This window comes from Candidatus Thiodiazotropha sp. AKIB8, assembly GCF_058244675.1.
In genome coordinates this window covers 172,129-196,268 of the sequence record NZ_JBSYOO010000039.1, presented here as the reverse complement: position 1 = coordinate 196,268, position 24,140 = coordinate 172,129, and the positions used below count along the sequence as shown (strand labels likewise).

Here is a 24,140-nt window from a genome sequence, read left to right as displayed (position 1 = left end):
CCGTTGCAACAGTTCCTAACCTAAAGCTTCGAGATCGCGCTGCAGTAGAATGTCGTCGCTGATATTTAACTCAACAAGGCGTCGCAGCAGAGAGATACTGATCATATCAATCTCTTTACAAAGCAGGCCAAGCTGTCCATCTTCCACATGTGCACAGGTGGTCAGCATCGAGATACTCTCACCATCATCAAGCATGATCTTCAATGTGACTTCATCATCCACCTGAGGCTGCCATTCTTCCGGGATATTAACCAGCGCCCCTTTTAATGAGATGTCGAGTAGTGTGGTTTTGTAGTTGCCACTGCTTGCTTCAATGGTTGCAGGTGCATCGAAAATGATTCTATGGAAGCGTCGGCGTTCTTTAGTTTCAATATTGCTCATGGCGATTCAGGTTATGTGTGAAACTGCATTTGTGTTCCCCCAACCTCGATCAAATCCCCGTCGTTGAGCAATTGACCCTTATCGGCAATCGGTTGCTGGTTTATCGTTGGCGGATTAGGGCCTTCCAGGAAGGTGATATAGTAGCCTTCTTCCCGACGGGCAATCATGGCACAGTCGCCTCCAGTGTGACCGATACGGGTCATATTGCGCTTTAACGGTATAATGCGGCCAAAATTGTCGCCATTGACGATCTGTAAGACTCCTGACGAAGGGGTATCATCCGCTTCCTCAGGCTCTTCGTTTTCCGGCTCAGCTGATTCTGTTGCTGGAGATTGGCTTAGATCGGCACCTAGCTCCATGACATCTTCAGCAAATGCCAGGGTATGCTTGCCTATTTGTATGACATCACCATGATGTAGATTGATCTCCTCTGTCTGTTCATGATTCACAAGCACAGGGAAGTCATCATCACGAGCTTTTAGTCGATAGTCGCTGCCATCATCAATAATCGTGGCCTGAAGTGGGGCGATAGCCAGACTATCAATAGCAACGGCACAGTCCGAATCCCGACCAATATCTGTCGATCCGGGCTGTAAATGAAAAACGTCGATAACTCGACCTTTGAATGAGAGTGTCAGTTTTGGCATGGAGCTTTTTTTAGATACAACCTGTATAAACCCAAGTATATATCTAGTTTTATTAGTAAAACACTATAAATGTCACTTTATAAACGTCAGCCAAGGAATTAAACGATTACGAATCAACCAAACCGATGCTTGGGCGATTATCTGCTAACCTTATTGAATAACAATATGTTATTTGCGAATGTTTAATTAAAATCTTGGATCGTCGTAATTTTGACATTTTACAAAAATGCTGCTTAACTTCGCACCATTCCTACGGAATTCATACCGCAATAGGGCCTGTTGAATGGGGCATAGTTCTGACAAAGACGGTTCAGTGTTTCCTAATCTCTGTATTTACCTTTTTGATCAAGACGCGGAGCGTCAAAATTATCTGCAACATATCCTGAGTTTTGTCGAAGGAGAGGTTGTGGTAATCAATGATCTTTCTCTGCTTGATACCAGTAATCAAGGCGGGGCCACCTGTGTGGCGGTAATGTTGGGGATTGGGCTAAGTCGCAATGAACGGTTGACGATTGTTAAGGGTCTCTCTGAGAGTCACCCCAGCCTTCCTGTTTTTCAAATTTACGATCAGCAGCAGGGGAGTCCTGAATCATTTGAAGGATTCGATAATGTCATAGGTAATTTTAAACTGCCTACGCTCTATGACGACCTCATGACACTGGCCCATAAAGCCCAGGTCTTTCAAGAGTTAAAGAATCCTGAGGGTGGAAACAGCCGACCAGTTGAGCTGTTTCGAAGTTTATCAGGCAGCAGCAGAGCAACGCGACAGGTCAATAAGATGATTGAACAGGTCGCTGACTCCGAGGCGACTGTGCTTATTCTTGGCGAGTCAGGCACAGGTAAGGAAGTGGTGGCACGTAAACTCCATTTTCACTCTGTACGAAGAGGTAAGCCTTTTGTCCCGGTAAATTGTGGCGCCATTCCAGGAGATCTTTTAGAGAGCGAGCTGTTCGGGCACGAAAAAGGTGCGTTTACCGGTGCAATCAGCGCTCGGCAAGGGCGATTCGAAATGGCAGAGGGCGGCACCCTTTTTCTCGATGAAATCGGTGATATGAGCATGCCGATGCAGGTGAAGCTCCTCAGAGTCCTGCAGGAGCGGACTTTTGAACGTGTTGGCAGCAATAAGACTATTCCCTGTAATGTACGCATCATCGCCGCAACCCACCGAAACTTGGAAGCAGCTATAAAAACAGGGGATTTTCGTGAAGACCTCTACTATCGCCTGAATGTATTTCCGATTGAAATGCCACCACTCAGAGAACGGGTGGAGGATATTCCTGTCTTGGTGAATGACCTGATCCATCGGATTGAAAACGAAAAGCGTGGTTCAGTCAGGCTTACACCAGCGGCTGTCGCTGCCTTGAGTCATTACCGATGGCCGGGTAATGTCAGAGAGCTTGCTAACCTGATAGAACGTTTGGCTATTCTCTATCCCTATGGTGTCGTTGATGTGGGTGAGCTTCCTGAGAAGTTTCGACCTGCGGTTGACTTGATGGACACCACCCAGTTACCACAAGTTACTCTCCAGGGTGATGAACCGGGAACCACATTGAATGCACCACGACTGCCTAATGATGGCATTGATCTGAAGGCACATCTTAACTCTTTGGAGCAGAGCTTGATCCAGCAGGCTCTTGAGGAGTCCGATGGAATTGTCGCTCATGCTGCAAAACGACTGCATATGCGACGAACCACACTGGTGGAAAAATTACGTAAATATGGTCTGCAGCGTCAAACAGAGTCGACGGGAATTTGACGTTGTCCATATACAAGAACAGTAACCAGTTGATAGTAAAGGATAAATAATTTAGGCACGTATTTTGCAAACATCGTCAGTGAGGAATGAAGACTGACGAATGAGGCTAATGACGTGTCACCGAAAACATCACTTGCTGATCGACAACACGCCCTTGAGGCGGCCTTCAATCTATTTAATCAACTCTCTGAAGAGCTGACTGGATCCTATCAGCAGCTTCAATCCCAAGTGTTGGAACTCAGTCAGGAACTGGCTGCAGCCAGAAGTGAACGTATGGTTCAGTTGGCCGAGAAAGAGCGTCTGGCCGACCGTTTGGAGCGGTTACTCGAGACACTGCCTGCAGCTGTTATTGTTCTTGATGGTGAGGAGCGTGTTCGTGAATATAATCCGGCAGCAGAGAGGCTTTTAGGCAGGATAAAACCTCTGGATCAGTGGTCTGAGATAGTTCGTCAACGGGCACTTGGGGGTGTGATCAAGGGTAATGAGCTGAAGTTGCTTAATGGCCATTTATTGACACTCTCATCCAGTCGTTTGGAGCAGGCACCTGGCCATATCCTGGTTCTGGTTGATATTACGGAGACAAGGAAGCTACAGGAGCGACTCAATCGACGGGAGCGTTTGACCGCCATGGGTGAAATGTCAGCGCAACTTGCTCACCAGATGCGCACGCCGCTGAGCAGCGCGCTCCTCTATGTCTCCCATCTTGCAAATGAAGATTTAAACCCACACAAACGCCAGCAATTTACTGCAAAGTTACGAGATCGTTTGCAACATATGGAGCGTCAAATTCACGACATCCTGATGTTTGCACGAGGTGAAGATGCCGGTGAGTCCCAAATATTGGTGAGTCATCTACTGCAGACTTTTTCGTCAACTGTGGATCAGGAATTAAACAACTCTGGCGTTACTCTCGAAATTGATGATCAGAGTCATGGCCGTGCAATCATGCTGGGACGTGAAGATGCCCTGCTGGGCTTGTTGGGTAATTTATTGGAAAACGCGATTCAGCAAGGGGCGAAGCTTGTGCAGATAACCCTCAAACTGGGTGATGAGATCGAACTTGAAATTGCTGACAACGGCCTGGGTATTGAGGATGAATTGTTAGCACGTATTTTCGATCCTTTTTTCACTACACGTAGTGGTGGCACCGGACTGGGGTTGGCGGTTGTACAGAATCTCGTACTCAACCATGGGGGCGAGATCATAGCCACTCATTCAAACTCAGGTGGCGCCCTGTTTCAAATGCGATTTCCCAGTGCAGCGGATAGTTCAGAACAGATATCAACGCCTCTGTTTACCAATCAACAAACGACAGTTGGCGTTGAACAAAGAAGGAGCCTGTCATGAGTCAAGCGACGGTGCTGATAGTTGAAGATGATCCCGATCTGCGGGAAGCGCTTAGTGACACCCTTGAGCTCTCTGGTTATCCAGTGTGTACAGCTGAGGGGGGACGATCAGCCCTCGAGATTTTACAGCGTGAGTCCATCGGTATGATTGTCAGTGATGTGCAGATGCAACCCATGGATGGCCACACATTACTACGTGAAATAAGGCACGCTTATCCTGAACTACCGGTATTACTGATGACTGCATATGGCAGCATTGAAAAGGCAGTAATGGCAATGCATGACGGTGCTGTTGATTATCTGGTGAAACCTTTTGAAGCAGAAGTTCTGGTCAGTAAGGTTGCTGCAAACATCCAGCCTGTTATTGAACCCTCCAGTGGCGGACCTGTGGTAGAAGATGTTCGCAGTCATGAAGTTCTGGAATTGGCTCGCAGAGTTGCGTTGAGTGAAGCAACGGTATTGCTGAATGGGGAGAGTGGTACGGGTAAGGAGGTGTTCGCACGATATATTCATCAACATTCTCCCCGTAACAGTGGTCCATTCATCGCCATCAACTGTGCAGCAATTCCTGAAAATATGCTTGAGGCCGTTCTTTTCGGCTATGAGAAAGGGGCCTTTACCGGTGCCTATCAGGCTACTGCAGGTAAGTTCGAACAGGCGCAGGGGGGAACACTGCTGTTAGACGAAATCTCAGAAATGAGTCTCGCTTTGCAGGCCAAGCTACTTCGGGTCTTACAGGAAAAGGAGTTGGAGCGTCTTGGTGGACGCAAGTTGATAGAATTGGATGTGCGCGTATTGGCGACCACCAATCGCAAGCTTCGTGAAGAGGTTTCTGCAGGACGTTTTCGTGAAGACCTCTATTATCGTCTCAATGTATTTCCCCTGACTCTGCCGCCACTGCGTGAGCGTCAGCGGGATATCCTGCCACTTGCACATCACCTGCTGCAACACAGTTTGCGCTCTGGTCAGACGCTTCCAAAATTTACCGATGCAGCTGAACAACAGTTACTTGAGCACGCTTGGCCAGGCAACGTTAGGGAGCTGGACAATCTCATGCAGCGGGCGCTGATTCTCAATAGCAGTGGCATGATTGATGTGGCAGATCTCTGCTTTGAATCAACTTCATCAAACTCTAAACCGGAAGAGACAGTAGTAGCATCGAACGTTGGCAAGCTTCCTGAAGATTTGAGATCTGTCGAGGAACAGATGATTCTCGATGCCTTGGGGAAGGGTGGTGTAAGCCGAAAACATGTCGCCAGCAGGTTAGGTATCAGTGAACGTACCCTGCGTTACAAGATCGCTCGTATGCGGGATGCCGGTGTAGCCATACCAGGGTGAGCTGGTGTGATTTCTGCATAGATCATATAAACAGTGACATAACGGAGCATAGGTTATGAATAACAACATGAACATTGAACAAGTACTTGCTCAGATGCGAGTGATGTCGTCACAAGCTGCGGATAATGCTCAGGAGTCTCCTAAGAGTTCGGGCGCTGACTTTTCCGCGCTGCTCAAGCAGTCGATTGATCATGTCAATTCCATACAGCAGGAAGCGAGTGCTTTGCGTACTGCCTTTGATAGTGGCCAGGGGGAGATGGATTTGGCACAGGTGATGATAGCTGCTCAAAAATCGAGTCTCTCCTTTGAAGCCATGGTTCAGGTACGGAACAAATTGGTCGAAGCGTATAAAGACGTGATGAATATGCCAATCTAACTGATTGAATAAGAAGGCTAAAAATGGCAACTGTAACATCCGAACATACAAATAACGAACTCCAAGCTGGGTCTCGTTTACAAGATAATCCCATTGTTAGACAAATTGCTGTCATGGTTGGCATTGCGGCAAGCGTCGCCTTGGGTGTGGCGGTTGTGCTTTGGACACAGAAGCCAAGCTACAGTCCACTGTTCGGAAATTTACCCAGTAAAGATGCGATGGAGATTGCTCAAGCGCTGCAGCAGGCTGGCATCAAGTATGAGATTGACCAAGCCAACGGCATTGTTATGGTGCCCAGTTCCAGTCTACAAGAGGCGCGGATGAAACTTGCCGGCCAGGGTTTGCCGCAGTCTGGCTCTACTGGTTTCGAGCTGATGCAGGAAGATACAGGATTTTCCACCAGCAGGCTGGTTCAAACCGCTCGTTATCAGCGAGCGATCGAAGGCGAGTTGGCTCGCTCAATCATGACGATGGCGAATGTTGATAGCGCTAGGGTTCATCTTGCAACGCCAAAACAGTCTGTTTTTATTCGTAAAAGAAAGTTTCCCAGTGCTTCAGTAGTGATCAAGCTCTATCCGGGACGATCACTGGAAAAGGGGCAGGTGGAGGCGATTACTCACCTTGTCGCCTCAAGCGTGCCTGAACTGGACGTCTCTCATGTGACTGTTGTAGACCAGAAAGGCCGGCTGCTGAGTAGCAAGAAAGATACTCGGGAAATGCAACTGACTTCACGACAATTTGAGTATACACGGGAGCTTGAGGAGCACTATAAGCAACGTATTGAAGATATTCTTTCGCCAATGGTAGGGCGAGACAATCTTCGAGCTGAAGTGACTGCTGATATGGATTTCACTTATGTCGAACAGACTCAGGAATACTATAATCCTGATGTGAACGCACTTCGTTCTGAACAGATTAATGAACAGCAATCGGTACTGAGTGATATACAAGGGGTGCCCGGGGCCTTAACCAATCAGCCTCCTGCAGCAGCAAATGCGCCTCAAGTGGCGACAGGTGGGGCTGAGGGCGAGGAGGGCGGCACTCCGGTTAATAGCAGTAAACGAGCCACGCGCAATTTCGAACTGGATAAGACGATCAGTCATACCCGCCTGCCCAGCAGCCGGTTACGTCGGCTTTCGGTAGCCGTGGTAGTCAACGACCGCTATCAGGCCGGTGAAGATGGTGGGGTTGTCCCGGTTGAGCGAACTGCTGAAGAGATCACCCGGTTGTCTAACCTGGTCAAAGAGGCTGTAGGTTTCGATATACAGCGTGGTGATCGAGTACAAGTGATCAATGAGGCTTTTTTTGTGCCTCAGCCGATTGAACCGCTACCTGTAGCCCCAATGTGGGAGGAGAGCTGGTTCTGGGATCTGGTTCGTCAGGTTGGTGGTGCTCTGCTCTTCCTGCTTTTGGTTTTTGGCGTATTGAAGCCAACTATGACAAGGTTAACCAGGCAAGTGGCTACCACCCAGATGACTCAGTCTATGGCGACAGCCGGAGCAGTAGCAGGAGAGGGCGGTATGGCAAACATGGCTGTTGAGGGGGGTGAGATGGGTATGTTGTCGGAAGATGACTCTTCTCTTCAGCTTCCAGGCCCCCAAAGTTATGAAAAAACATTAGATGCAGCGCGTAATATGATTCAGGATGATCCCAAACGCGTGGCTCAGGTAGTTAAAAAGTGGATTTCAGAAGATGGCCAATAATCAAACTGCCAATACAGCGATGAGTCAGGCTTCACCTGAGAAGCAGGCAGAAGTGGGTAACATCAATGGTCTGCAACGCTCAGCAATTCTTTTGTTGGCGCTTGGTGAAAAGGATGCAGCAGAAATCTTACGCCATATGGGGCCTAAAGAGGTTCAGGATGTCGGTTTAGCAATGGCCTCTCTGACAGGAGTCAGCACTGATCAGATGGAAGCTGTAATGCATCAGTTTGTCTCAACATTAGAGCAGGAGACCGCTTTGGGTCTGGGCTCGGATGAATACATCCGTAATATGTTGACCAATGCCTTAGGTGAAGATAAGGCTGGCGGCGTGATCGACCGAATATTATTGGGCCGTAACAGTAAGGGATTGGAACAGCTTAAATGGATGGATCCTCGTGGCATTGCTGAATTGATTCGCCTGGAACATCCCCAGATTATTGCCATTGTACTCTCTTTCCTTGAGCCGGATCAGGCAGCACAGGTGGTGAGTCAATTTGCAGATAGAGTTCGTACCGATGTCATGATGCGAATTGCAACTCTGGATGGCATACAGCCCGTTGCCCTTCAGGAGCTCGACGAGATACTCGAAAAACAGTTCTCAGGAGCATCGAATGTAAAGTCTTCCAACCTTGGTGGCGTCAAAGCTGCTGCTGAAATCCTCAACATGTTGGATGGTGCGGTTGAGAGTAAACTGATGGAAGAGATAACTGAGGTCGATTCTGATCTGGGCCAAGAGCTTCAGGACAACATGTTCGTCTTCGAAAACCTCATCGATGTTGATGACCGGGGTATTCAAGCCTTGCTACGAGAAGTCAGTACTGAACAGCTTCTGTTGGCGTTGCGTGGTGCCGATGAAGCACTCAAAGAGAAGATCTTCAAGAATATGTCCAAGCGTGCAGCTGAAATGCTCAAAGATGACCTGGAAGCTGCAGCACCAGCTAAACTGAGTGATGTGGAGGCATCTCAGAAGGAGATTCTCCAAGTAGCCCGCCGTCTGGCGGACGCCGGTGAAATCATGCTTGGAGGCGGTGGTGATGAGTTCGTCTAAATACGACGATGAAGGATCAATCGATATCAGGCAGTGGTTACCTCCTGAAATGGGTGATGGCAAGAAAAGCCAAAGCAGAGGCACGATACATCCACCCGGTGCACCGCCTACAGCTCAGCAGCTTGAAGCGATACAGCAACAGGCCTATGAGGAGGGTTTCGAAAAGGGCAAACAGGAGGGGTTTGAGTTTGGTCATAAAGAAGGCTTGAATCAGGCCCGCCAGGATTTGCATCACTACACAAGCCAGCTCGATCGATTGCTTGAAACTTTTGTCCGACCCTTGCGCAACCTCGATAACCAAGTCGAGAAGGAGCTGTTAGCACTGGTTATCGCTATTGTTAAACAGCTAGTTCGGCGTGAGGTTAAAAGCGACCCTAATCTGATAGTAGGCGTGGTGCGTGAAGCGCTCTCTGTACTACCTGTCTCATCTCGGAATGTACGTCTCCTGCTCCATCCTGAAGATGCTGAGTTGATCCGGGAAGTCTATGCATTAGGAGATGCGGAAGTTGGCTGGGATTTGATCGAAGATCCAGTAATAAACCGGGGAGGGTGCAGAGTGGTCACCGATACCTCACAGGTCGATGCTACCCTTGAGTCCCGGCTGGCCAGTCTGATTGCACCGTTATTGGCTGGTGCACGAGCCATTGATGAGCAGATGGAAGAGGATCAGGGCGATGGAATTACTCGGTGAGGAGCGGCAAAATTTATGGGCAGAGCGCTTACGCCGTTATCAGGATCGCCTGGGTGATGACCGGGGCCTGGTGGTCGAGGGCAGGTTGACCCGAATGGTCGGTTTGACCCTGGAGGCCATTGGTTGCCGTGCAGTGATTGGTGGTCAATGCGATGTAGTGAGCAGTAATGGCACACATATAGAATCTGAAGTGGTTGGTTTTGGTGAGGACAGCCTCTATCTGATGCCAACGGGCGATATCCATGGCCTGGAACAGGGGGCGCGAGTTATCCCGACAGGACGTGTTTGTGAAGCTGTAGTCGGGGAGCATCTGCTTGGCAGGGTGATCGATGGCGCAGGAAAGCCACTGGATAGTCTTGGTCCGCTACACACCGATGAGCGACGTCCTCTGACCGGAACCAGTTTCAACCCCCTTGCCCGTACACCTATACGAGAACCCTTGGATGTTGGCGTCAGAGCAATCAATGCCTTATTGAGTGTGGGGCGAGGACAGAGACTGGGATTGTTCGCTGGATCAGGCGTGGGTAAGAGTGTGCTGCTTGGCATGATGACACGCTACACCAATGCAGATGTCACTGTTGTTGGATTGATTGGTGAACGTGGTCGTGAGGTTAAAGAGTTTGTAGAGAACATTCTCGGCAAGGAGGGCCTGAAACGTGCTGTCGTGGTTGCAGTACCAGCGGATAATCCACCATTAAGACGGATGCATGGCGCAATGCTGGCCACGAGTATAGCTGAGAGCTTCCGTGAGCAGGGCAAACATGTGCTGCTGTTGATGGATTCTTTGACCAGGTTTGCTCAAGCCCAACGGGAAATTGCATTGGCGATACATGAGCCGCCGGCAACCAAAGGATATCCACCCTCTGTATTTGCCAAGTTACCACAACTGGTTGAGAGAGCAGGTAATGGGGATAAAGGCGGAGGCTCAATCACCGCCTTTTACACGGTATTGACTGAGGGTGATGACCAGAATGACCCCATTGCCGATGCCGCACGGGCAATTCTCGATGGGCATATTGTCTTGTCGAGACAACTGGCAGAAGCTGGACACTATCCTGCTATCGATATTGAGGCCTCTATCAGCCGTGCGATGAACGACATCACCAACTATAGCCATCAGGACGCCGCCCGTTCATTTAAGCATCTATACTCTCTATATCAGCAGAATCGCGACCTAATAAGCGTTGGCGCCTACGAACCAGGGAGTGATGAACAGATAGATGTTGCTATATCGGCGATGCCTGCACTTAATGAGTTTCTGCGACAGGATATGTATACACCGGTGGCCTTGGCTCAGAGTCTTCGAGATCTCGAAACCCTGTTTCCTGCTGAGCCTGAACTTGAATCTGATATGCCGGCTGGACTTAGTCTGCCGAACCCTCTTGAACAATAACCCGGTAGATAACTATGTCACCCACAAAGCGACTTAAACCTGTACAGCGATTCGCACGCTCAAAAGAGCAGAATGCGGCTCGTAGTATGGGTCAAGCACGCAAAAATCTTGAATTGGAAGAGGCAAAACTTAAGCAGCTGAAGCAATATCATCAGGAATACCTTGATAGATTTCAACAGATTGCCAGCGAGGGTATGACAGCGACTCAACTGCAGGAATACAGAACCTTTCTTGCAAAATTAGATGAGGCCATCACTCAGCAGCAACAAGTTGTTGCAAGCAGCATGGTTGATCACAATAGTCACAAAGACAATTGGAAACAGAAACACAGCCGCACAGAGGCATTGAACAAAGTATTAGGCCGTTATCGTGACCAGGAAAAAAAGGTTGCTGATCGCCGAGAGCAGAAAGAGAACGACGATCATAATCAGAGAAATAAATAACAGTCTTGAGCAGAGATGAGTCGCTATAAATCCTTACCAAAATTCTAGTTTCGATTAGTGTTAAAAGGCCCCAAGTAATGAATCGCATTCTTAACCATTTGAATGGGTATCTGATTTATCCTCTTCAAAAAAGTGGTTATAAAATCTGTTTTTTTGTAGTTAATCGAGACGATTATTGTAAATTTTGTTGAAATCTGGTTTTAGAAAATACTTCTTGTGTATGATGTGAATCATGTGTGAAGTATCGACCGGAACTGATCCACAACTACCGCCACAGATCGTGCAGATAGGCCGTCAGCCCATACTGGACGCGCAGTTAAATGTCTATGGATATGAGTTGCTCTATCGAACAGTTGATGATCAACAAAAGTTTGATGGCGATGAGGCATCTGCACGAACCGTACTGAATAGCTTTCTCGAATTCGGTCTACAACGGCTGGTGGGTGATCATCGGGTCTTTATCAATATGACCCAACGATTCTTCACAGATCTTCCTGATTTACCAGTCGACAACTCAAGGATAGTAGTAGAAGTATTGGAAGATTTTGAGTTAACTCCGGAAGTTATTGCCGGCGTACGTAAACTTCATCAAGATGGTTATACCATTGCATTGGATGACTATCGATTCGAGTCTCGTTGGGATCCGCTACTTAGCAGTTGTTCTTTCATAAAAGTCGATATTCTCGATTTGGATCTTGATGATTATCAAGAAGAGATTAAACAATTACACGCTCTTGGCCTGAAACTGCTTGCAGAGAAAGTGGAGAATCGTGAGCAGTTCGAGACAGCCAAACGATTGGGCTTTGATCTGTTCCAAGGCTATTTTTTTGCCAAACCCCAAACAATCAAAACTACCCGAAGTCCAAGTAACAAGAGTGTACTACTCAAGGCAATAACCAAAATCAATGATCCCAAGGCGGAAATAGATGAGATAGCTGCACTGATTGAGCATGATTCAAATCTAAGTTTTAAAGTCCTTCGGGTTGTGAACTCGGCAGCACACAACTTACCTAGAAAGGTAAACTCAATTCGTGAAGCGGTTGTTTTAGTCGGGCTAAACCGCTTGCGGGCGTGGAGCACTCTGTTTTTAATGGCTGGTTTTGATGGGGCATCACCAGAACTGATTACAACCAGTCTTGTTAGGGCTGAGCTATGCAAGTCATTGACTGAGGTGTTCGTAAAAGGCCAACCGGACAGCGGTTATACAGTCGGTCTTTTATCAACACTGGATGCCATGTTGAATCAGCCTATGGAGGAGCTTTTAACAGAGATGCCCCTTCCTGACTATATGATTGAGGCATTGCGTGCTCATTCCGGGCCTTTCGGAACAGGCCTTCAGTGCGCAATCGATTTGGAAAGGTGTGATTGGATGAGTGATGCGGCTCAAATTCTTCCTGTTGAACAATTGAATACAATTTATGTACATGCTCTTGAAACCGTGGAGACGCTGCGAAAAGAGTTCTCAGAAACATGAGCGGGCTTCCCTAAGGGATTACTACACCATGAATGGGGCCAGAAGGTGTATTGCAGATGCAATAAGCCCCTACCTCTGCTCGTTTATTCATTGGACAGATGCCAGAGTAGATTGCGCACTTGCGACTTAGTTTCTGCTTGGATTGAGTCTCTGTCGTGTAGCTCTTATCAGTTGACTTCGGCGACTGATCAGATGGTTTCTCCTCTGTAACCCCAATTGTAGAGATTAGGCAACTGAAAACGAATATGACCAGTGTAAAAAAAACTCTTTTCATGTTTCTCTCCTGTCACTTATCTTCATAACCTGGCGGCCGTTTCCCGGATAACATATAGGAAAAGGCAATTACCTCAGCAACGGCTCGATAGAGCGCTTGGGGTATTTCATCGCCAAGCGGTATCTGGGTAAGCAGAGCAGCGAGTTCCACATCTTCATGAAGTGGAACATTATGTTCCTCAGCCAGTGCTAAGATCTTGTCTGCAACTTCACCTCGACCCTTGGCCGTAAGGCGAGGGGCATTCTCTCCATCATATTTCAGAGCTACTGCAACATCAGCTGATTGATTCTCTTCTTTGTTCATACCTTTTCGTTTAATAGGGAATGATCATTGGGTAGTTCATATTCATTCCTGGCTGAACCATGAAACGCCTCCAGTTTCTTGACCTCCAGACCAGCAGATTCAAGCCCACTGCGCAATCTATCCAACTGTTGACTAACCATAGTGGATGTCTCCGGGATTTCAGACCAGATGGTTGTGGAAATAGATTCACCAACGAGATGCAGGCGTATGCGCATAGGGCCGAGGGGAGATAGATTCATATGTAGCGTTAATTGCCACCCGGATTGGGAATTGGTAGCTCCATGATGACCATCTCTTGCGATTTTAATATGAAATAGATCAAATCCATCACCATTTCGAATCGGCAGTTCAAACTGCCAGATCTGCCGTGTTGAGTCATCTGTGGGCAGTGAGCTGAGTTGATTGGTCTGTATTCTGGCAATTGCCCCATCAATGTGTTTAAAAAGATCGAGTAAAAGCTTGACTGTAGCATCAGTCTCCACTGCTTGTGGCGCAACAGGCGGTTGTGGTGTTGAAGGTAATGGCAGATTCTGCATGGGCAACTGCAACGAACTCTTTGGTGCCAGGTTGGGTGCTGCTTGTCCCTGCACTGGTAGTCCACTTCCTGTGGAGACAGAAGATTGAGAAATATAGGGTTTTATCAAACCGATCAATCGTAAAAGATTGAGCTTTAAATCATTATTCGGCAGGGTTTGTCGAATCAGCTGCAGTTCTGTCTGAGTGCCACTTAGTTGTAATGCCTTACTCATATCTGGTTTGAAATTGGAACTATCGATGGAGAGGGTACGTGTCAGTATCTGCGCAACCGCTTGTTTGACTGGCTCGGGAAGGGGCTGAGTCGTGGGTTTACTGAGAGTTTCCACCAAAGCCTTGAAAAGCTGTGGTAAAGGTTGTTGTCTGGGGAGATTGTTTTTCAGTGCCCAGGCGGTTAATTCCTTCTGTGTGGGTTGAGTGATGACACGCAGCTCAGGAAGTTGTCCCGCTTTTTCTACCTGTAGCAGCAGAGGCTGACCAGGAGAGACGCTCAAGGTAGTTTGAGCGGTCAACTGAGTCACTCCGATTTGTAATCGCATGGCGCCATTGATAGTTTCACTAAGCGCGGTACCGCGCAGTACCTGTCCAGGCTGGATCGTCTCTAACAGCGATTTAGCTGTTACCGAGGTGGGCAGCGGCGGTAGGATTTTTGCTATCGAGAACGGCATCAGCGTTTCCGGTCAATTGATTATGGAAAGTATACCCAAGCTTGGACAATGTTGTTTGATTCAATGGTAAACCAATGAATCTCTGTATTCCTGTTTATAAGATGCTTTAAAACAGGCATAAAACGATTAAAAACAATACTATTAACCCTGAAGACGACATACTTAGTCGCCGGGTTAATATATTACCTAAACTAACCTGAACCTGCAGAATCAGGCTAAAGTGTAGCTATGGAAAAACAAAGTAAAGATTCACCCCAAGTATGGTTCGTAAAGCATGAGGGACAGGTTTCAGGGCCTGTAACAGCATCACGAGTCAGGCAGCTGCTGCTGGATGGTGCTTTGGATTTGACTGATCAAATCAGCTCAGACCAACAAGTGTGGCAGCAGGTTCTACAGGTGCCAAGTGTGGTTCCCCTCCAGTTGCGTGCAGATTCCGGTGATAAGGATGCGATGGCTAAAGTGGAAGCGCGAGCGCAGACCAGGGAGAAGGATAGGGCGCGTATAGGTCGGATTCCGATACTACCTCTGACAATTTCAATCCTGGTCATGGGGGTTGTGTTAGTAGTTTCTCTACTGATTGGAATGCCTGAGCATATCGATACCCCCCAATGTGATCAGCCTCCAGCTCCAGGAGTCAACTGGCGAAACTGTCTTCTGCTTCGCATAGATGTTGGGTCTGCAAGTTTGGCGGGGGCAAATATGAATAGTGCTGTATTGCGTCAGGGGAAATTCAGTGCTACCAACCTGAATGGCGTCGATTTGAGTTATGCAGATATCCGACAGGCAGATCTACGTTATGCCCAGATGCAAAATAGCCTCCTTGTGGGAGCGAACCTGCAGGGTGCGGATCTTCGTGATGCGGATCTAACAAATAGTAACTTACAATTTGCTGATTTGAGTGGCAGTCGCATCGATGGAGTGCTTTGGAGCGGAACCCGACTGGATAGCGCAATTTGGTTCGATGGTCGGACTTGTGGTGAAAACTCAGTGGGTCAATGTCGCTGACTACTTTCTCAAGAGTCGACTACTCCTTCGGAAAAGACTCGGACTCATAACGCTCAACCTGCAGCGTATTCGATAGTAACCTGGCCTTCATTTAGAGATGGTGCAAAAAGTCATGAGGATGATGTTTCAGTAGATTAGTTTTTTAACGGTGTGAATCTTCATCCACTGTATCGGGGTGAAAGTGGTCGAAAGCTTCCTTGGAGTTGAATGCCCCATCCTGCACATCATAATGTTTAGAATTGTATTTCATCTCGAGTCGTAGTCGTTTGAACCAAGACTTTTTAGATGCCTTATTGATTCTGAGATGTCTCGCATCCATCATTTCTCGGTGGATCATTCTCCCTGTGTCACGTTCAGTCACCACAAAACCGAAGAACAGGCCACACCCATTAGCATCTGAATGTCTGCGAGAAAGGAGTTTTTTAAACCATGCCAACATGTATTCATCATAACCATGAAGTGGTCCAGTTCCAAGCACCCTTGGCTGCAGAGGCAATCGCATCGCGACTTTCGTAAACAGCCGCGCCGCAATAAGCAACTGCTCCGCCAGCAATGAGTATGGGATTGGCAGTGGCGATACCGGCAATCATAGCCGTGCCCGCACCGGCTTTGATCGTACCAACCGCTGTTTTTTCGACATTACCATCACGGATACCGATGTAGACATCCTTAGCACCGTCAATGATCGCTGTCGCACCACCGGTCGAGGTGCCGAGCGCCATACGCCCTCCTAGCAATGCCACACTTGAAGCAACTGCAGTGCTACCGGCGCCGACATCTGCGCTACCTTCAATTTTGTCTCCGCCGTTGGTAAGAGTGTTCACACCATTAGCGGTTTGCAATGTTCCTCCTGCCAAACCCAATACACCAAATCCTTTGGCTGCGGTGTTTCCCATGCGTGCTTTGGCAGATAATTCAGGTTCTGGTGGCTTGTTCAATTTCGGAGGTAGTGACTCTTCAACCGCTCGGTTGAATTGATTGATCTCCCGTTGTAATTCAGGTGCATCTACAACTTGTTGTCCTACACCATTGGTATCAGTGATGCGCTGCATCAGTTGGGGGTATTGTCTTTGCAGATGATCCGGCACCTTTGCACCGTAGATCTGCCCCTTGTAACCAGTGGCATCGTGTAGGGCGATGTGATCACCCCCCGTTGTGTTGAGCCTGCCATCAATGAAATTCGAAAGATCACTAGAACCGACCTGGATTTCATGTGCTAATCCTCCCGGTTCGGTTAAAATGCTGTGGATACGGCCAGTATATCCCCAGGGATTTGGTTGCTTGATATAATCTTTTTTAAGTTGTAGGGCATCTCCAAGGGTATCTTTTAAAGCATCTTGGGTTTTATAGTATTCCTGGAAATCAGGTTGACTCGGATTGAGGTTTACACGAAGGCCGGAGAGGTCTTTTATTTGTCCGATCGTAGTATCTGGGGTCTCGCGAAGTTTGCCAAAGGTGCTAAACGGGGTTTTTGCTCGGCCACCAACCTGTCCGTCGATACCAGGAACTTCTCTCAATTGACTGGTGTGGCTATCATTTACAATTTGCAAAGAGTTTTTGAGTTGTCGCAGACGAATGTCGTCAGGTCCGGCTAAGCTATCTGCCGTCATGCCTTTGTAAGCTTGATAGGCATCTTTGCTGCGGAAGGGGATGCCATTGAATTCTCGTCGAGCCGCCATTCCAGTCGGCCCTACCAGTGGATTCAGATCGTAGGCTTGAGCGCTATCATTTCCTGCTGTCTCTGACTGCTCTGCAAAAGAAGAGGGAAGGTTCGCAAGACGTTCCTCTGTTGTGATTGACCGGCTCAATTGTTCAGCAGTGGTGGGGCTATTGCTGAAATCAGTAACCGTTTGAGGTTGTTTCTCCTGCTGACTTTGAGAGGAGGCTGGATTGGTAGAATTGTGGTTGCTATTTTCATCTTCGGTAGGCACTGAATAGTTGTTATAGCCAGTGCCTCTTGAGCCTTGTTGAACACTGCTTGATGAATTTTGCACATGTGCCTCCTGCATGGATGAAACTGATCCTTCTGCATAATGCTAGCACTCCGGCCGGGACACGGGCATTAGTGATTACCCTAGTAAGTATTTATAGAATGGACGACTTACAGATAACAACATGGAATCTAATTGCTTCCCTTTGTTGGAAATTACCGTGATGAAATGCCGAATGGATTGCCATTTGATTTTAAAGATTATCTGCAACTGGTAAACTGGACGGGTAGGGCGACCTTAGAAAATAAAAAGGTTTTATACCCAACAACATACCACCCATACTTGAGCGTATAGAGATAGATCTTGAAAATTGGCTCTATATAACACAATACTTTGAGAGCAAGTTCAAGGGGATGGTAGGTGCGGTCCAATCCCTTAGAAAGAGCCTGCAAGCAATTAGGTTATGGCAGAACTCCCGATCTGGCAGCTTGTCAGCGGTTACTGATGTAACAACTGGCTTAATCTAACTTCATCATTACAAGTCGGCATAGTCGAGTGTTGGCTATACTTGCTCATCTGAAAATCACTTGGTTAACCGAAAAATTCCTGAATTATTGTTCAAAAACTGACTATTTCTTTGGTTACATAAGTCAACTATGACAATAGATACTGCTTAAGTCCTAAGCGATTATCCATGGATGTGAATTTATGGGTGGATGTGTTGTTTATTCCGGCTGCAAAATAATAGAATATGGGGCCAATTAAATGATGCAGAAAAATCATTTTCAATGAATTATGTCGAAAGACTAAAAAATAGAGGCAGGCAAATGAGTAAGAAGAGTTAATTGATCGTGCTCAGGACAGTAATCGTTTGTTTGATATGGTTCGATGGACAGACTTGTGGTGAAAACTCAGTGGGTCAATGTCGCTGACTACTTTCTTCTCAAGAGTCGACTACTCTTTCGGAAAAGACTCAGTCTCATAACGCTCAACCTGCATTGTATTCGACCAGTAACCTGAGGGTAAACCTGCCTTCATTTTGAGATGGTGCAAAAAGTCATGAGGATCTGGTAACTGATCCCAAACTGATGGCAGGAAGGTACCTCTACGCACGCCTTCAATCAGGATCAAACCATCTCTTCCTGGTCTGATTTTATCAATGAGATCAGTTTCCGATTCAAATTCCATAGGCTCTGCTGGCGTAAGTACTGAGATGTGAATTGACAATTTCTCTCTTTCACTTCTTGCCAGTGGCGGGAATCGGGGATCTTGGAATGCTGCTGAATAGGCGTTCTCCGCCACATCACTCACCAGGGCCTGTTGTGCTTCTAAATGGCCAATACATCCTCTCAGTTCATTGGCGATCATCAAGGTAACAAAACTGGCCCGTTTGGCTTGTAACTCTTGAGTATATTCCTCTGCTTTCAGATTGAGGCATTTGTGATGGGTAAGGCCATAATCTATTGATGCGCCAGCAATCTCCAACAATTCTCTACGACTTTTCTCTGAAAGTAGATTTTGCTCTGGGGTGATCATGATCCACTCCTTACAGGAAGCAGGCAGTAATACAAGGGAATCTGTAACAGGTTATGATTATCTTCAGAATAGATCGATTATTGCCGAATCGTTCCTTGCTTGGTATTGCTAAGGAATATATTCATATAGTAAACCTTTTGCCAGAGGTTTCTCTGACAGAGAATTTAATCAATAAAGATACCCTTTATCTATAGAATAGCCTATTGGCACTGCTGTGATTCTGATAGAGCTGGAGGAGCGGGGCATAGCAATGTGGCAATGAATTGAAGGTGTATGCCGTCATTTGAAAGCCTTGTCATGCGTGCCTCTACTTTTGATCCAGAGATCACTGGTTGGGCAGCCTGTTTTAGGATTGTCACTCTGGGTGGATCAAATTCACCATACTCTTTTAGATTCTTCGCGAATGTTTTGCAAAATCCACAACTTAACTCGTTACCCAAGCGATCAGGCGAACTGTTTGTGAAACACTACTGTCTGGCTAATTTGTCGATTGGAGAGATTCTCTTACCTGCTGTTCTGGATTAGTCGCCTCGTGTTCGACATAATTCGCCCCTTGGTATTTTCCTATGGATAAATGATATGTGGTTTAAGAATCTTCGGATCTATCTGTTACAGCAGCCCTTCAATCTTTCTCAGGACGCTATGGAGGAGCAGCTGAAGGGTAAGGCTTTTCAAACCTGTGGTAGCCAGGATCTGATGAGCATGGGGTGGGATAGCCCTCTGGGAAGAAAGGCCGATAGCCTGGTGCATGAGATCGCCGGTTGTCAAATGATCTGTGCGAGGCAGGAGGAGAAACTGCTGCCCTCAACGGTTATCAAAGAGATCATGGAGGAGAAGCTGGCGGAAATTGAGCTGGAAGAGGGGCGTAAGGTAGGTCGCAAGGAGAGGACCGAACTGCGGGAGGATATCTTTCAACAGCTTTTACCGCAGGCATTTAGTCGCCACACTCGGCAATATGCCATGATCGATAAGCAACAGGGGTGGATACTGGTCGATGCATCCAGTGCGAACAAAGCAGAGGCGCTGATTACCTTGCTACGGGATACACTTGGCTCTCTGCCTGTGAAACCTCTGGAGAGTGCCACAGCGCCAACCTATGTGATGACTGAGTGGCTGAAGCGTCCGGGACAACACAAAAACTTTTCTCTCTCGGACAGCTGTGAACTTCAGGATCGCTCTGATGAAGCAAGCATCTTGCGTTGTAAAGGGCAGGATTTGACGGCTGACGAGATTTTAGCCCATTTAGAGGCGGGTAAGGATGTTGTTAAACTTGCTGTCGAATGGGATGAACGGATCTCCTGCCTGATTGAATCAGATCTCTCTATCAAAAGATTGAGATTCCTCGATCTACTGCAAGAGCAGGCTGCTGATAATCAAATAGAGACAGAAGCGGATGCATTTGATAGCCATTTTACCCTGATGAGTCTGGAGTTCAGACGACTACTGCCGGAACTGTTCGAACTATTTGGCGGTGTCGCGGAGTAGAACGTTGAATGTAGAGGACCACACTAGAAGGGGATGTAGTGCAACATTTTGGCAACAGGTTACCGAATAACCTGATGTAGTTTGTGGTTTATTGACTCAGGTCAATGTCGATCCCGAGTAGAATCTTTAGTCTCTTCCTACGCTCACGGTTGGTCGTTTCCGTGTTAAGCGCTAGTCTGGCGGGGATAGATGGCCCAAATGCCTCCAGGGTCATCCCCCGCCTGTTTTTTTCTTCTCTTATCCTCTACCTTCTACCTGACGATCATCCCGACATCCGGGGTCATGCATCGATGATCAGCAAGCCTCAAAAGGCTGCTCAGTAGTTGTAGTATTCCAAAAACCAGCGCGCAAAGTTGTTGACGCCATCTTCCAGCTGAGTGTCGGGCTTATAGCCGGTATCTTCAATAAGGTCGGTCACATCAGCATAAGTTGCGACGACATCACCGTCTTGCAGTGGCAGCAAATTCAATTCAGCCTTTTTGCCCAGGCTCTGCTCCAGTAGTTCGATATAGCGCATCAGCTCAACAGGCTTATTGTTGCCAATATTGTAGAGACGATAGGGTGCGGTACTACTGGCCGAATCAGGATGGTCAGAGTCCCATTCCGGATTAGGTTGGGGTATACGATCCAGTACTCTGATCACGCCTTCGACAATATCATCGATATAGGTGAAGTCACGTCGATGTTTACCATAGTTGAATACATCTATTGGCTCACCACGCATGATCTTATGGGCGAACTTCAGCATCGCCATATCGGGGCGACTCCAGGGGCCATAAACGGTGAAAAAGCGTAGGCCGGTTGTGGGTATGCGGTAGAGGTGGCTATAGGTATGGGCCATCAATTCATTGGCTTTTTTCGTAGCTGCATAGAGGCTGACCGGGTGGTTGACGTTGTCATGCACAGAGAAAGGCATTGAGGTGTTAGCCCCATAGACTGAGCTGCTTGAGGCGTATACCAGGTGTTCAACATCATGTTGACGGCAGCCTTCCAGAATATGGCCAAATCCCACTAAATTTGAATCGATATAGGCGAGCGGGTTTTCAATCGAATAACGTACCCCGGCCTGAGCAGCAAGGTTGACTACCCTATGAGGTTTATACTCTGCAAAGACATTGGCTATGCCTGCTCTGTCTTCGAGTTCAAGACGCAGATCGGTGAAGTTGGGATGAGATTGGGTGCGGGCCAGTCGTGCTTTTTTTAGCTCTACATCATAGTAGTCGTTCAGACAATCGATGCTGATTACCTCATCCCCACGCTCCAATAGGCGCAAAGCCAACGCTGATCCGATGAAGCCGGCGCCGCCGGTGATGAGTACTCGCATGATTTCATTTCCTACAGGCAAAAACAGATAACCAGATGACTGTCAGTGGCAGCACTGAGAGATAAGCAGGTTTTTTAGTCGGTCAGATCCTCGACATACCAGGACATGGCTTCAGATAAACCCTGATCGATATTGTGTGTGGGTTGGTAGCCTAGAAGATCTCTGGCCTTATCAATATTTGCCAATGAGTGCCTGACATCACCTGCGCGGAAATCTCGATAGACCGGGGAAATATCGCTCAGATAGGTAAAGCGCTGGGCAAGAATGTCTCTGATTTTGGTGAACAATTGATTCAGCGTGGTGCGATCCCCCACGGCCACGTTATAAACCTGATTGCAGGCATCCGGATTTGTAGCTGTGGCCGCTAAAAGATTTGCCTGAACCGCATTGTCGATATAACAGAAATCCCGGCTTGTCTCACCATCACCATTGATGAACAGATCTTCCTGATCAATCATTGAAGCGACCCATTTAGGGATGACTGCGGCATAGGCCCCATTTGGATCCTGCCGTCTTCCGAATATGTTGAAATATCTCAGGCCTATGGTGTTGAAATCATAACAACGGGCAAACACCTGAGCGTAGTGCTCATTAACCAGTTTAGTGACTGCATAGGGTGAGAGTGGATTGCCGATTTTGTCCTCTTCTTTAGGTAAACCTGGGTGGTCACCATATGTAGAGCTTGAGGCTGCATAGACGAAACGCTTCACTTCTGCATCCCGAGCGGCGACCAACATGTTCAGAAAGCCGCTGATATTGCTCTCATTTGTTGTGATTGGATCGGTCAATGAACGGGGTACCGATCCCAGTGCAGCCTGATGCAGAACATAGTCGACATCACGACAGGCCTCGTGGCAAGTCTCTAGATTTCGTATATCACCCTCTATGAAACGAAATCCAGACCACTGTTCCTCTGATACCGAAGCCTTTACCTTGTCAAAATTATAAGCGTGTCCAGTGGCAAAGTTATCTAATCCGACAACTTTCTGGTTCAGCTTCAGCAGGGTTTCCAGCAGGTTAGAACCGATAAATCCGGCAACACCTGTAACCAGCCAGGTTGAAGGGGTGGTTACAAGGCTCTCTTTCAGAGAAACATAGGCACTGCTCATAGTCTTGAGTCTACATCGTCAACTGGGAGTACATGCTTGACGTCATAAAGCACGCCATTCTCTGAGCAGAGTGCTCTAATCTTTTCTGATCCCATTTCCTGAAACTCCCGATGTGCAACTGCGAGTATAACTGCATCATAAGCGCCATCTGTCAGCTCAGGAATTGGTCGCAGGCCGTACTCCTTTTCAGCTTCGTCCGGGTCAACCCAGGGGTCATATACATCGACTTTCGCCCCGTATTCCTCAAATTCGCTAACAATATCCACAACACGGGTATTGCGCAGATCAGGACAGTTTTCCTTGAAGGTAAGGCCCAGTACCAGAACTTTGCTATTGTAGGTAGACATACCCCGTTTCAACATCATTTTTACGGCACTGTGAACAATATAAGCCCCCATGCCATCGTTGAGGCGACGACCTGCGAGGATGATCTCAGGCTGGTATCCGATGGATTGGGCTTTATGGGTCAGGTAATAGGGGTCAACACCAATACAGTGGCCACCGACCAATCCGGGACGGAAAGGCAGGAAATTCCACTTGCTACCAGCAGCTTCGAGTACCTCGAGGGTATCAATACCCAATTTATTGAAAATCAGAGCCAACTCGTTAATCAGCGCGATATTCACATCCCGTTGGGTGTTCTCTATAACCTTCGCAGCTTCAGCAACTTTGATACTGCTGGCCTTGTGTGTACCGGCGGTGATGATGCTTTTGTAGAGTTCGTCAACAAAATCAGCGACTTCAGGGGTTGATCCGGATGTGACCTTCTTGATTGTCGGGAGACGATGTTCCTTATCACCTGGATTGATTCGTTCCGGGCTGTAGCCGACGAAAAAGTCCTGATTGTATTTAAGGCCGGAGTCAGCCTCCATAATAGGTACACAAACCTCTTCAGTCGCACCGGGATAGACAGTGGATTCAAATATGGCGATATCGCCAGGTTTCAATATCTTACCCAAGGCGTGACTGGCACCAACCAGTGGACTCAAGTCGGGTTGTTTGTGTTCATTGATAGGTGTTGGAACTGTGACAACAAATACATTGCATGGCTTCAGATCATCCAAATTGCTGGTATAGCTGAGGTGGGGAATCTCTTTCAGTTCTGCAGGGTCGACCTCCAAGGAGCTGTCTTTCCCCTGTTTGAGCTCCTCAACACGAGCTTCATTGATGTCCAACCCGGTTGTGGGGAATTTTTTTCCAAATTCTACTGCCAGTGGCAGACCCACGTAACCAAGACCAAGCACACCGATGTGTACTTTTCCAAAATCAATCATGCTTTGATTCCTTATGCCATGAGAATGCGAATTTGTCGTTCGGTAGCCGATCGCCTGAAATTGAGCATAATCTCAATTTTTTCGATCAGGATTATGAATGA

22 protein-coding genes are annotated in these 24,140 nt (G+C 47.5%); 12 read left to right on the top strand and 10 right to left on the bottom strand.

Translation table 11 applies throughout. The annotated features are described in order from the left end of the window. Positions 1-15: 15 nt before the first annotated feature. Entirely contained in the window at positions 16-381 is a 366-nt protein-coding gene (locus AC4IFB_RS12810) for a PilZ domain-containing protein (protein ID WP_490776726.1), read from the bottom strand. An 11-nt stretch (positions 382-392) separates the two neighbouring features. Further along, a complete protein-coding gene (locus AC4IFB_RS12805; protein WP_490776725.1) occupies positions 393-1,028 on the bottom strand; it encodes an FHA domain-containing protein in 636 nt (211 codons plus the stop codon). Between the two features lie 283 nt (positions 1,029-1,311). Between AC4IFB_RS12805 and AC4IFB_RS12800 the strand changes: the two genes are divergently transcribed. The 10 genes from AC4IFB_RS12800 (at position 1,312) to AC4IFB_RS12755 (ending at position 12,596) form a co-directional block, all read left to right on the top strand. Next, on the top strand, positions 1,312-2,784 hold the full coding sequence (locus AC4IFB_RS12800) for a sigma-54 dependent transcriptional regulator (RefSeq protein WP_490776724.1): 1,473 nt from the start codon (positions 1,312-1,314) through the stop codon (positions 2,782-2,784). 114 nt (positions 2,785-2,898) lie between these two features. After that, the gene (locus AC4IFB_RS12795; protein ID WP_490780367.1) at positions 2,899-4,131 is read left to right on the top strand and encodes a sensor histidine kinase; all 1,233 of its coding nucleotides are present in this window, start codon (positions 2,899-2,901) and stop codon (positions 4,129-4,131) included. After that, entirely contained in the window at positions 4,128-5,468 is a 1,341-nt protein-coding gene (locus AC4IFB_RS12790; protein WP_490780366.1) for a sigma-54-dependent transcriptional regulator, read from the top strand. Before AC4IFB_RS12795 ends, AC4IFB_RS12790 begins: the two co-directional genes overlap by 4 nt. A gap of 55 nt (positions 5,469-5,523) precedes the next feature. Continuing rightward, positions 5,524-5,844 carry a flagellar hook-basal body complex protein FliE gene (gene fliE, locus AC4IFB_RS12785; protein ID WP_490776721.1) on the top strand — a complete coding sequence of 107 codons (321 nt, stop codon included), beginning with the start codon at positions 5,524-5,526 and terminating at the stop codon, positions 5,842-5,844. Positions 5,845-5,867: 23 nt separating this feature from the next. Next, entirely contained in the window at positions 5,868-7,547 is a 1,680-nt protein-coding gene (gene fliF, locus AC4IFB_RS12780; protein ID WP_490776720.1) for a flagellar basal-body MS-ring/collar protein FliF, read from the top strand. A 19-nt stretch (positions 7,548-7,566) separates the two neighbouring features. Beyond that, the gene (gene fliG, locus AC4IFB_RS12775) at positions 7,567-8,595 is read left to right on the top strand and encodes a flagellar motor switch protein FliG (protein ID WP_490776770.1); all 1,029 of its coding nucleotides are present in this window, start codon (positions 7,567-7,569) and stop codon (positions 8,593-8,595) included. Next, complete coding sequence (locus tag AC4IFB_RS12770) at positions 8,582-9,286, top strand: flagellar assembly protein FliH (RefSeq protein WP_490776719.1); 705 nt, start codon at positions 8,582-8,584, stop codon at positions 9,284-9,286. The genes fliG and AC4IFB_RS12770 overlap by 14 nt, the downstream gene beginning before the upstream one ends. Further along, on the top strand, positions 9,270-10,679 hold the full coding sequence (fliI, locus tag AC4IFB_RS12765) for a flagellar protein export ATPase FliI (protein WP_490780365.1): 1,410 nt from the start codon (positions 9,270-9,272) through the stop codon (positions 10,677-10,679). Before AC4IFB_RS12770 ends, fliI begins: the two co-directional genes overlap by 17 nt. 14 nt (positions 10,680-10,693) lie before the next feature. After that, positions 10,694-11,122 carry a flagellar export protein FliJ gene (gene fliJ / locus AC4IFB_RS12760; protein WP_490780364.1) on the top strand — a complete coding sequence of 143 codons (429 nt, stop codon included), beginning with the start codon at positions 10,694-10,696 and terminating at the stop codon, positions 11,120-11,122. A gap of 232 nt (positions 11,123-11,354) precedes the next feature. After that, positions 11,355-12,596 carry an EAL and HDOD domain-containing protein gene (locus AC4IFB_RS12755; protein ID WP_490780363.1) on the top strand — a complete coding sequence of 414 codons (1,242 nt, stop codon included), beginning with the start codon at positions 11,355-11,357 and terminating at the stop codon, positions 12,594-12,596. Between the two features lie 286 nt (positions 12,597-12,882). On the opposite strand, the gene AC4IFB_RS12750 is transcribed toward AC4IFB_RS12755, so the two are convergent. After that, entirely contained in the window at positions 12,883-13,173 is a 291-nt protein-coding gene (locus AC4IFB_RS12750; protein ID WP_490776715.1) for an EscU/YscU/HrcU family type III secretion system export apparatus switch protein, read from the bottom strand. Then, positions 13,170-14,375, bottom strand: a complete 1,206-nt coding sequence (gene fliK / locus AC4IFB_RS12745; protein WP_490780362.1) for a flagellar hook-length control protein FliK — start codon at positions 14,373-14,375, stop codon at positions 13,170-13,172. The genes AC4IFB_RS12750 and fliK overlap by 4 nt, the downstream gene beginning before the upstream one ends. Before the next feature lie 228 nt (positions 14,376-14,603). On the opposite strand from fliK, the gene AC4IFB_RS12740 reads away from it, so the two are divergent. Next, positions 14,604-15,380 carry a pentapeptide repeat-containing protein gene (locus AC4IFB_RS12740; protein WP_490780361.1) on the top strand — a complete coding sequence of 259 codons (777 nt, stop codon included), beginning with the start codon at positions 14,604-14,606 and terminating at the stop codon, positions 15,378-15,380. Positions 15,381-15,522: 142 nt separating this feature from the next. On the opposite strand, the gene AC4IFB_RS12735 is transcribed toward AC4IFB_RS12740, so the two are convergent. The 3 genes from AC4IFB_RS12735 to amrA form a co-directional block, all read right to left on the bottom strand. Next, on the bottom strand, positions 15,523-15,717 hold the full coding sequence (locus AC4IFB_RS12735; protein ID WP_490780360.1) for a hypothetical protein: 195 nt from the start codon (positions 15,715-15,717) through the stop codon (positions 15,523-15,525). Between the two features lie 109 nt (positions 15,718-15,826). Further along, a complete protein-coding gene (locus tag AC4IFB_RS12730; protein WP_490780359.1) occupies positions 15,827-17,374 on the bottom strand; it encodes a RelA/SpoT-related domain-containing protein in 1,548 nt (515 codons plus the stop codon). An 891-nt stretch (positions 17,375-18,265) separates the two neighbouring features. Further along, positions 18,266-18,847, bottom strand: a complete 582-nt coding sequence (gene amrA, locus AC4IFB_RS12725; RefSeq protein ID WP_490780358.1) for an AmmeMemoRadiSam system protein A — start codon at positions 18,845-18,847, stop codon at positions 18,266-18,268. A 579-nt stretch (positions 18,848-19,426) separates the two neighbouring features. Between amrA and rdgC the strand changes: the two genes are divergently transcribed. Next, positions 19,427-20,332, top strand: a complete 906-nt coding sequence (gene rdgC / locus AC4IFB_RS12720; RefSeq protein WP_490776708.1) for a recombination-associated protein RdgC — start codon at positions 19,427-19,429, stop codon at positions 20,330-20,332. A 316-nt stretch (positions 20,333-20,648) separates the two neighbouring features. Here the strand turns inward: rdgC and AC4IFB_RS12715 are convergent, their stop codons facing one another. From AC4IFB_RS12715 to tviB, 3 genes are all read right to left on the bottom strand, one after another. Then, entirely contained in the window at positions 20,649-21,656 is a 1,008-nt protein-coding gene (locus tag AC4IFB_RS12715; RefSeq protein WP_490776707.1) for an NAD-dependent epimerase, read from the bottom strand. A 74-nt stretch (positions 21,657-21,730) separates the two neighbouring features. Then, positions 21,731-22,765: an SDR family oxidoreductase gene (locus tag AC4IFB_RS12710; protein ID WP_490776706.1), complete on the bottom strand. Its 1,035-nt coding sequence runs from the start codon at positions 22,763-22,765 to the stop codon at positions 21,731-21,733. Beyond that, positions 22,762-24,039 (bottom strand): Vi polysaccharide biosynthesis UDP-N-acetylglucosamine C-6 dehydrogenase TviB, encoded by a 1,278-nt coding sequence (tviB, locus tag AC4IFB_RS12705; RefSeq protein WP_490776705.1) that lies wholly within the window; start codon positions 24,037-24,039, stop codon positions 22,762-22,764. Before tviB ends, AC4IFB_RS12710 begins: the two co-directional genes overlap by 4 nt. Positions 24,040-24,140 lie beyond the last annotated feature (101 nt).

What these genes read in the sequence shown, in the direction of transcription:
- fliF (WP_490776720.1), top strand. Translation starts at nt 5,868, where the DNA reads ATGGCAACTGTAACATCCGAACATACAAATAACGAACTCCAAGCTGGG.
- fliI (WP_490780365.1), top strand. Translation starts at nt 9,270, where the DNA reads ATGGAATTACTCGGTGAGGAGCGGCAAAATTTATGGGCAGAGCGCTTA.
- AC4IFB_RS12740 (WP_490780361.1), top strand. Translation starts at nt 14,604, where the DNA reads ATGGAAAAACAAAGTAAAGATTCACCCCAAGTATGGTTCGTAAAGCAT.
- rdgC (WP_490776708.1), top strand. Translation starts at nt 19,427, where the DNA reads ATGTGGTTTAAGAATCTTCGGATCTATCTGTTACAGCAGCCCTTCAAT.
- AC4IFB_RS12715 (WP_490776707.1), bottom strand. Translation starts at nt 21,656, where the DNA reads ATGCGAGTACTCATCACCGGCGGCGCCGGCTTCATCGGATCAGCGTTG.
- AC4IFB_RS12790 (WP_490780366.1), top strand. Translation starts at nt 4,128, where the DNA reads ATGAGTCAAGCGACGGTGCTGATAGTTGAAGATGATCCCGATCTGCGG.
- AC4IFB_RS12805 (WP_490776725.1), bottom strand. Translation starts at nt 1,028, where the DNA reads ATGCCAAAACTGACACTCTCATTCAAAGGTCGAGTTATCGACGTTTTT.
- AC4IFB_RS12750 (WP_490776715.1), bottom strand. Translation starts at nt 13,173, where the DNA reads ATGAACAAAGAAGAGAATCAATCAGCTGATGTTGCAGTAGCTCTGAAA.
- fliE (WP_490776721.1), top strand. Translation starts at nt 5,524, where the DNA reads ATGAATAACAACATGAACATTGAACAAGTACTTGCTCAGATGCGAGTG.
- fliK (WP_490780362.1), bottom strand. Translation starts at nt 14,375, where the DNA reads ATGCCGTTCTCGATAGCAAAAATCCTACCGCCGCTGCCCACCTCGGTA.
- amrA (WP_490780358.1), bottom strand. Translation starts at nt 18,847, where the DNA reads ATGATCACCCCAGAGCAAAATCTACTTTCAGAGAAAAGTCGTAGAGAA.
- AC4IFB_RS12755 (WP_490780363.1), top strand. Translation starts at nt 11,355, where the DNA reads ATGTGTGAAGTATCGACCGGAACTGATCCACAACTACCGCCACAGATC.
- AC4IFB_RS12800 (WP_490776724.1), top strand. Translation starts at nt 1,312, where the DNA reads ATGGGGCATAGTTCTGACAAAGACGGTTCAGTGTTTCCTAATCTCTGT.
- AC4IFB_RS12810 (WP_490776726.1), bottom strand. Translation starts at nt 381, where the DNA reads ATGAGCAATATTGAAACTAAAGAACGCCGACGCTTCCATAGAATCATT.
- tviB (WP_490776705.1), bottom strand. Translation starts at nt 24,039, where the DNA reads ATGATTGATTTTGGAAAAGTACACATCGGTGTGCTTGGTCTTGGTTAC.
- AC4IFB_RS12710 (WP_490776706.1), bottom strand. Translation starts at nt 22,765, where the DNA reads ATGAGCAGTGCCTATGTTTCTCTGAAAGAGAGCCTTGTAACCACCCCT.
- AC4IFB_RS12770 (WP_490776719.1), top strand. Translation starts at nt 8,582, where the DNA reads ATGAGTTCGTCTAAATACGACGATGAAGGATCAATCGATATCAGGCAG.
- fliG (WP_490776770.1), top strand. Translation starts at nt 7,567, where the DNA reads ATGAGTCAGGCTTCACCTGAGAAGCAGGCAGAAGTGGGTAACATCAAT.
- fliJ (WP_490780364.1), top strand. Translation starts at nt 10,694, where the DNA reads ATGTCACCCACAAAGCGACTTAAACCTGTACAGCGATTCGCACGCTCA.
- AC4IFB_RS12735 (WP_490780360.1), bottom strand. Translation starts at nt 15,717, where the DNA reads ATGATCCACCGAGAAATGATGGATGCGAGACATCTCAGAATCAATAAG.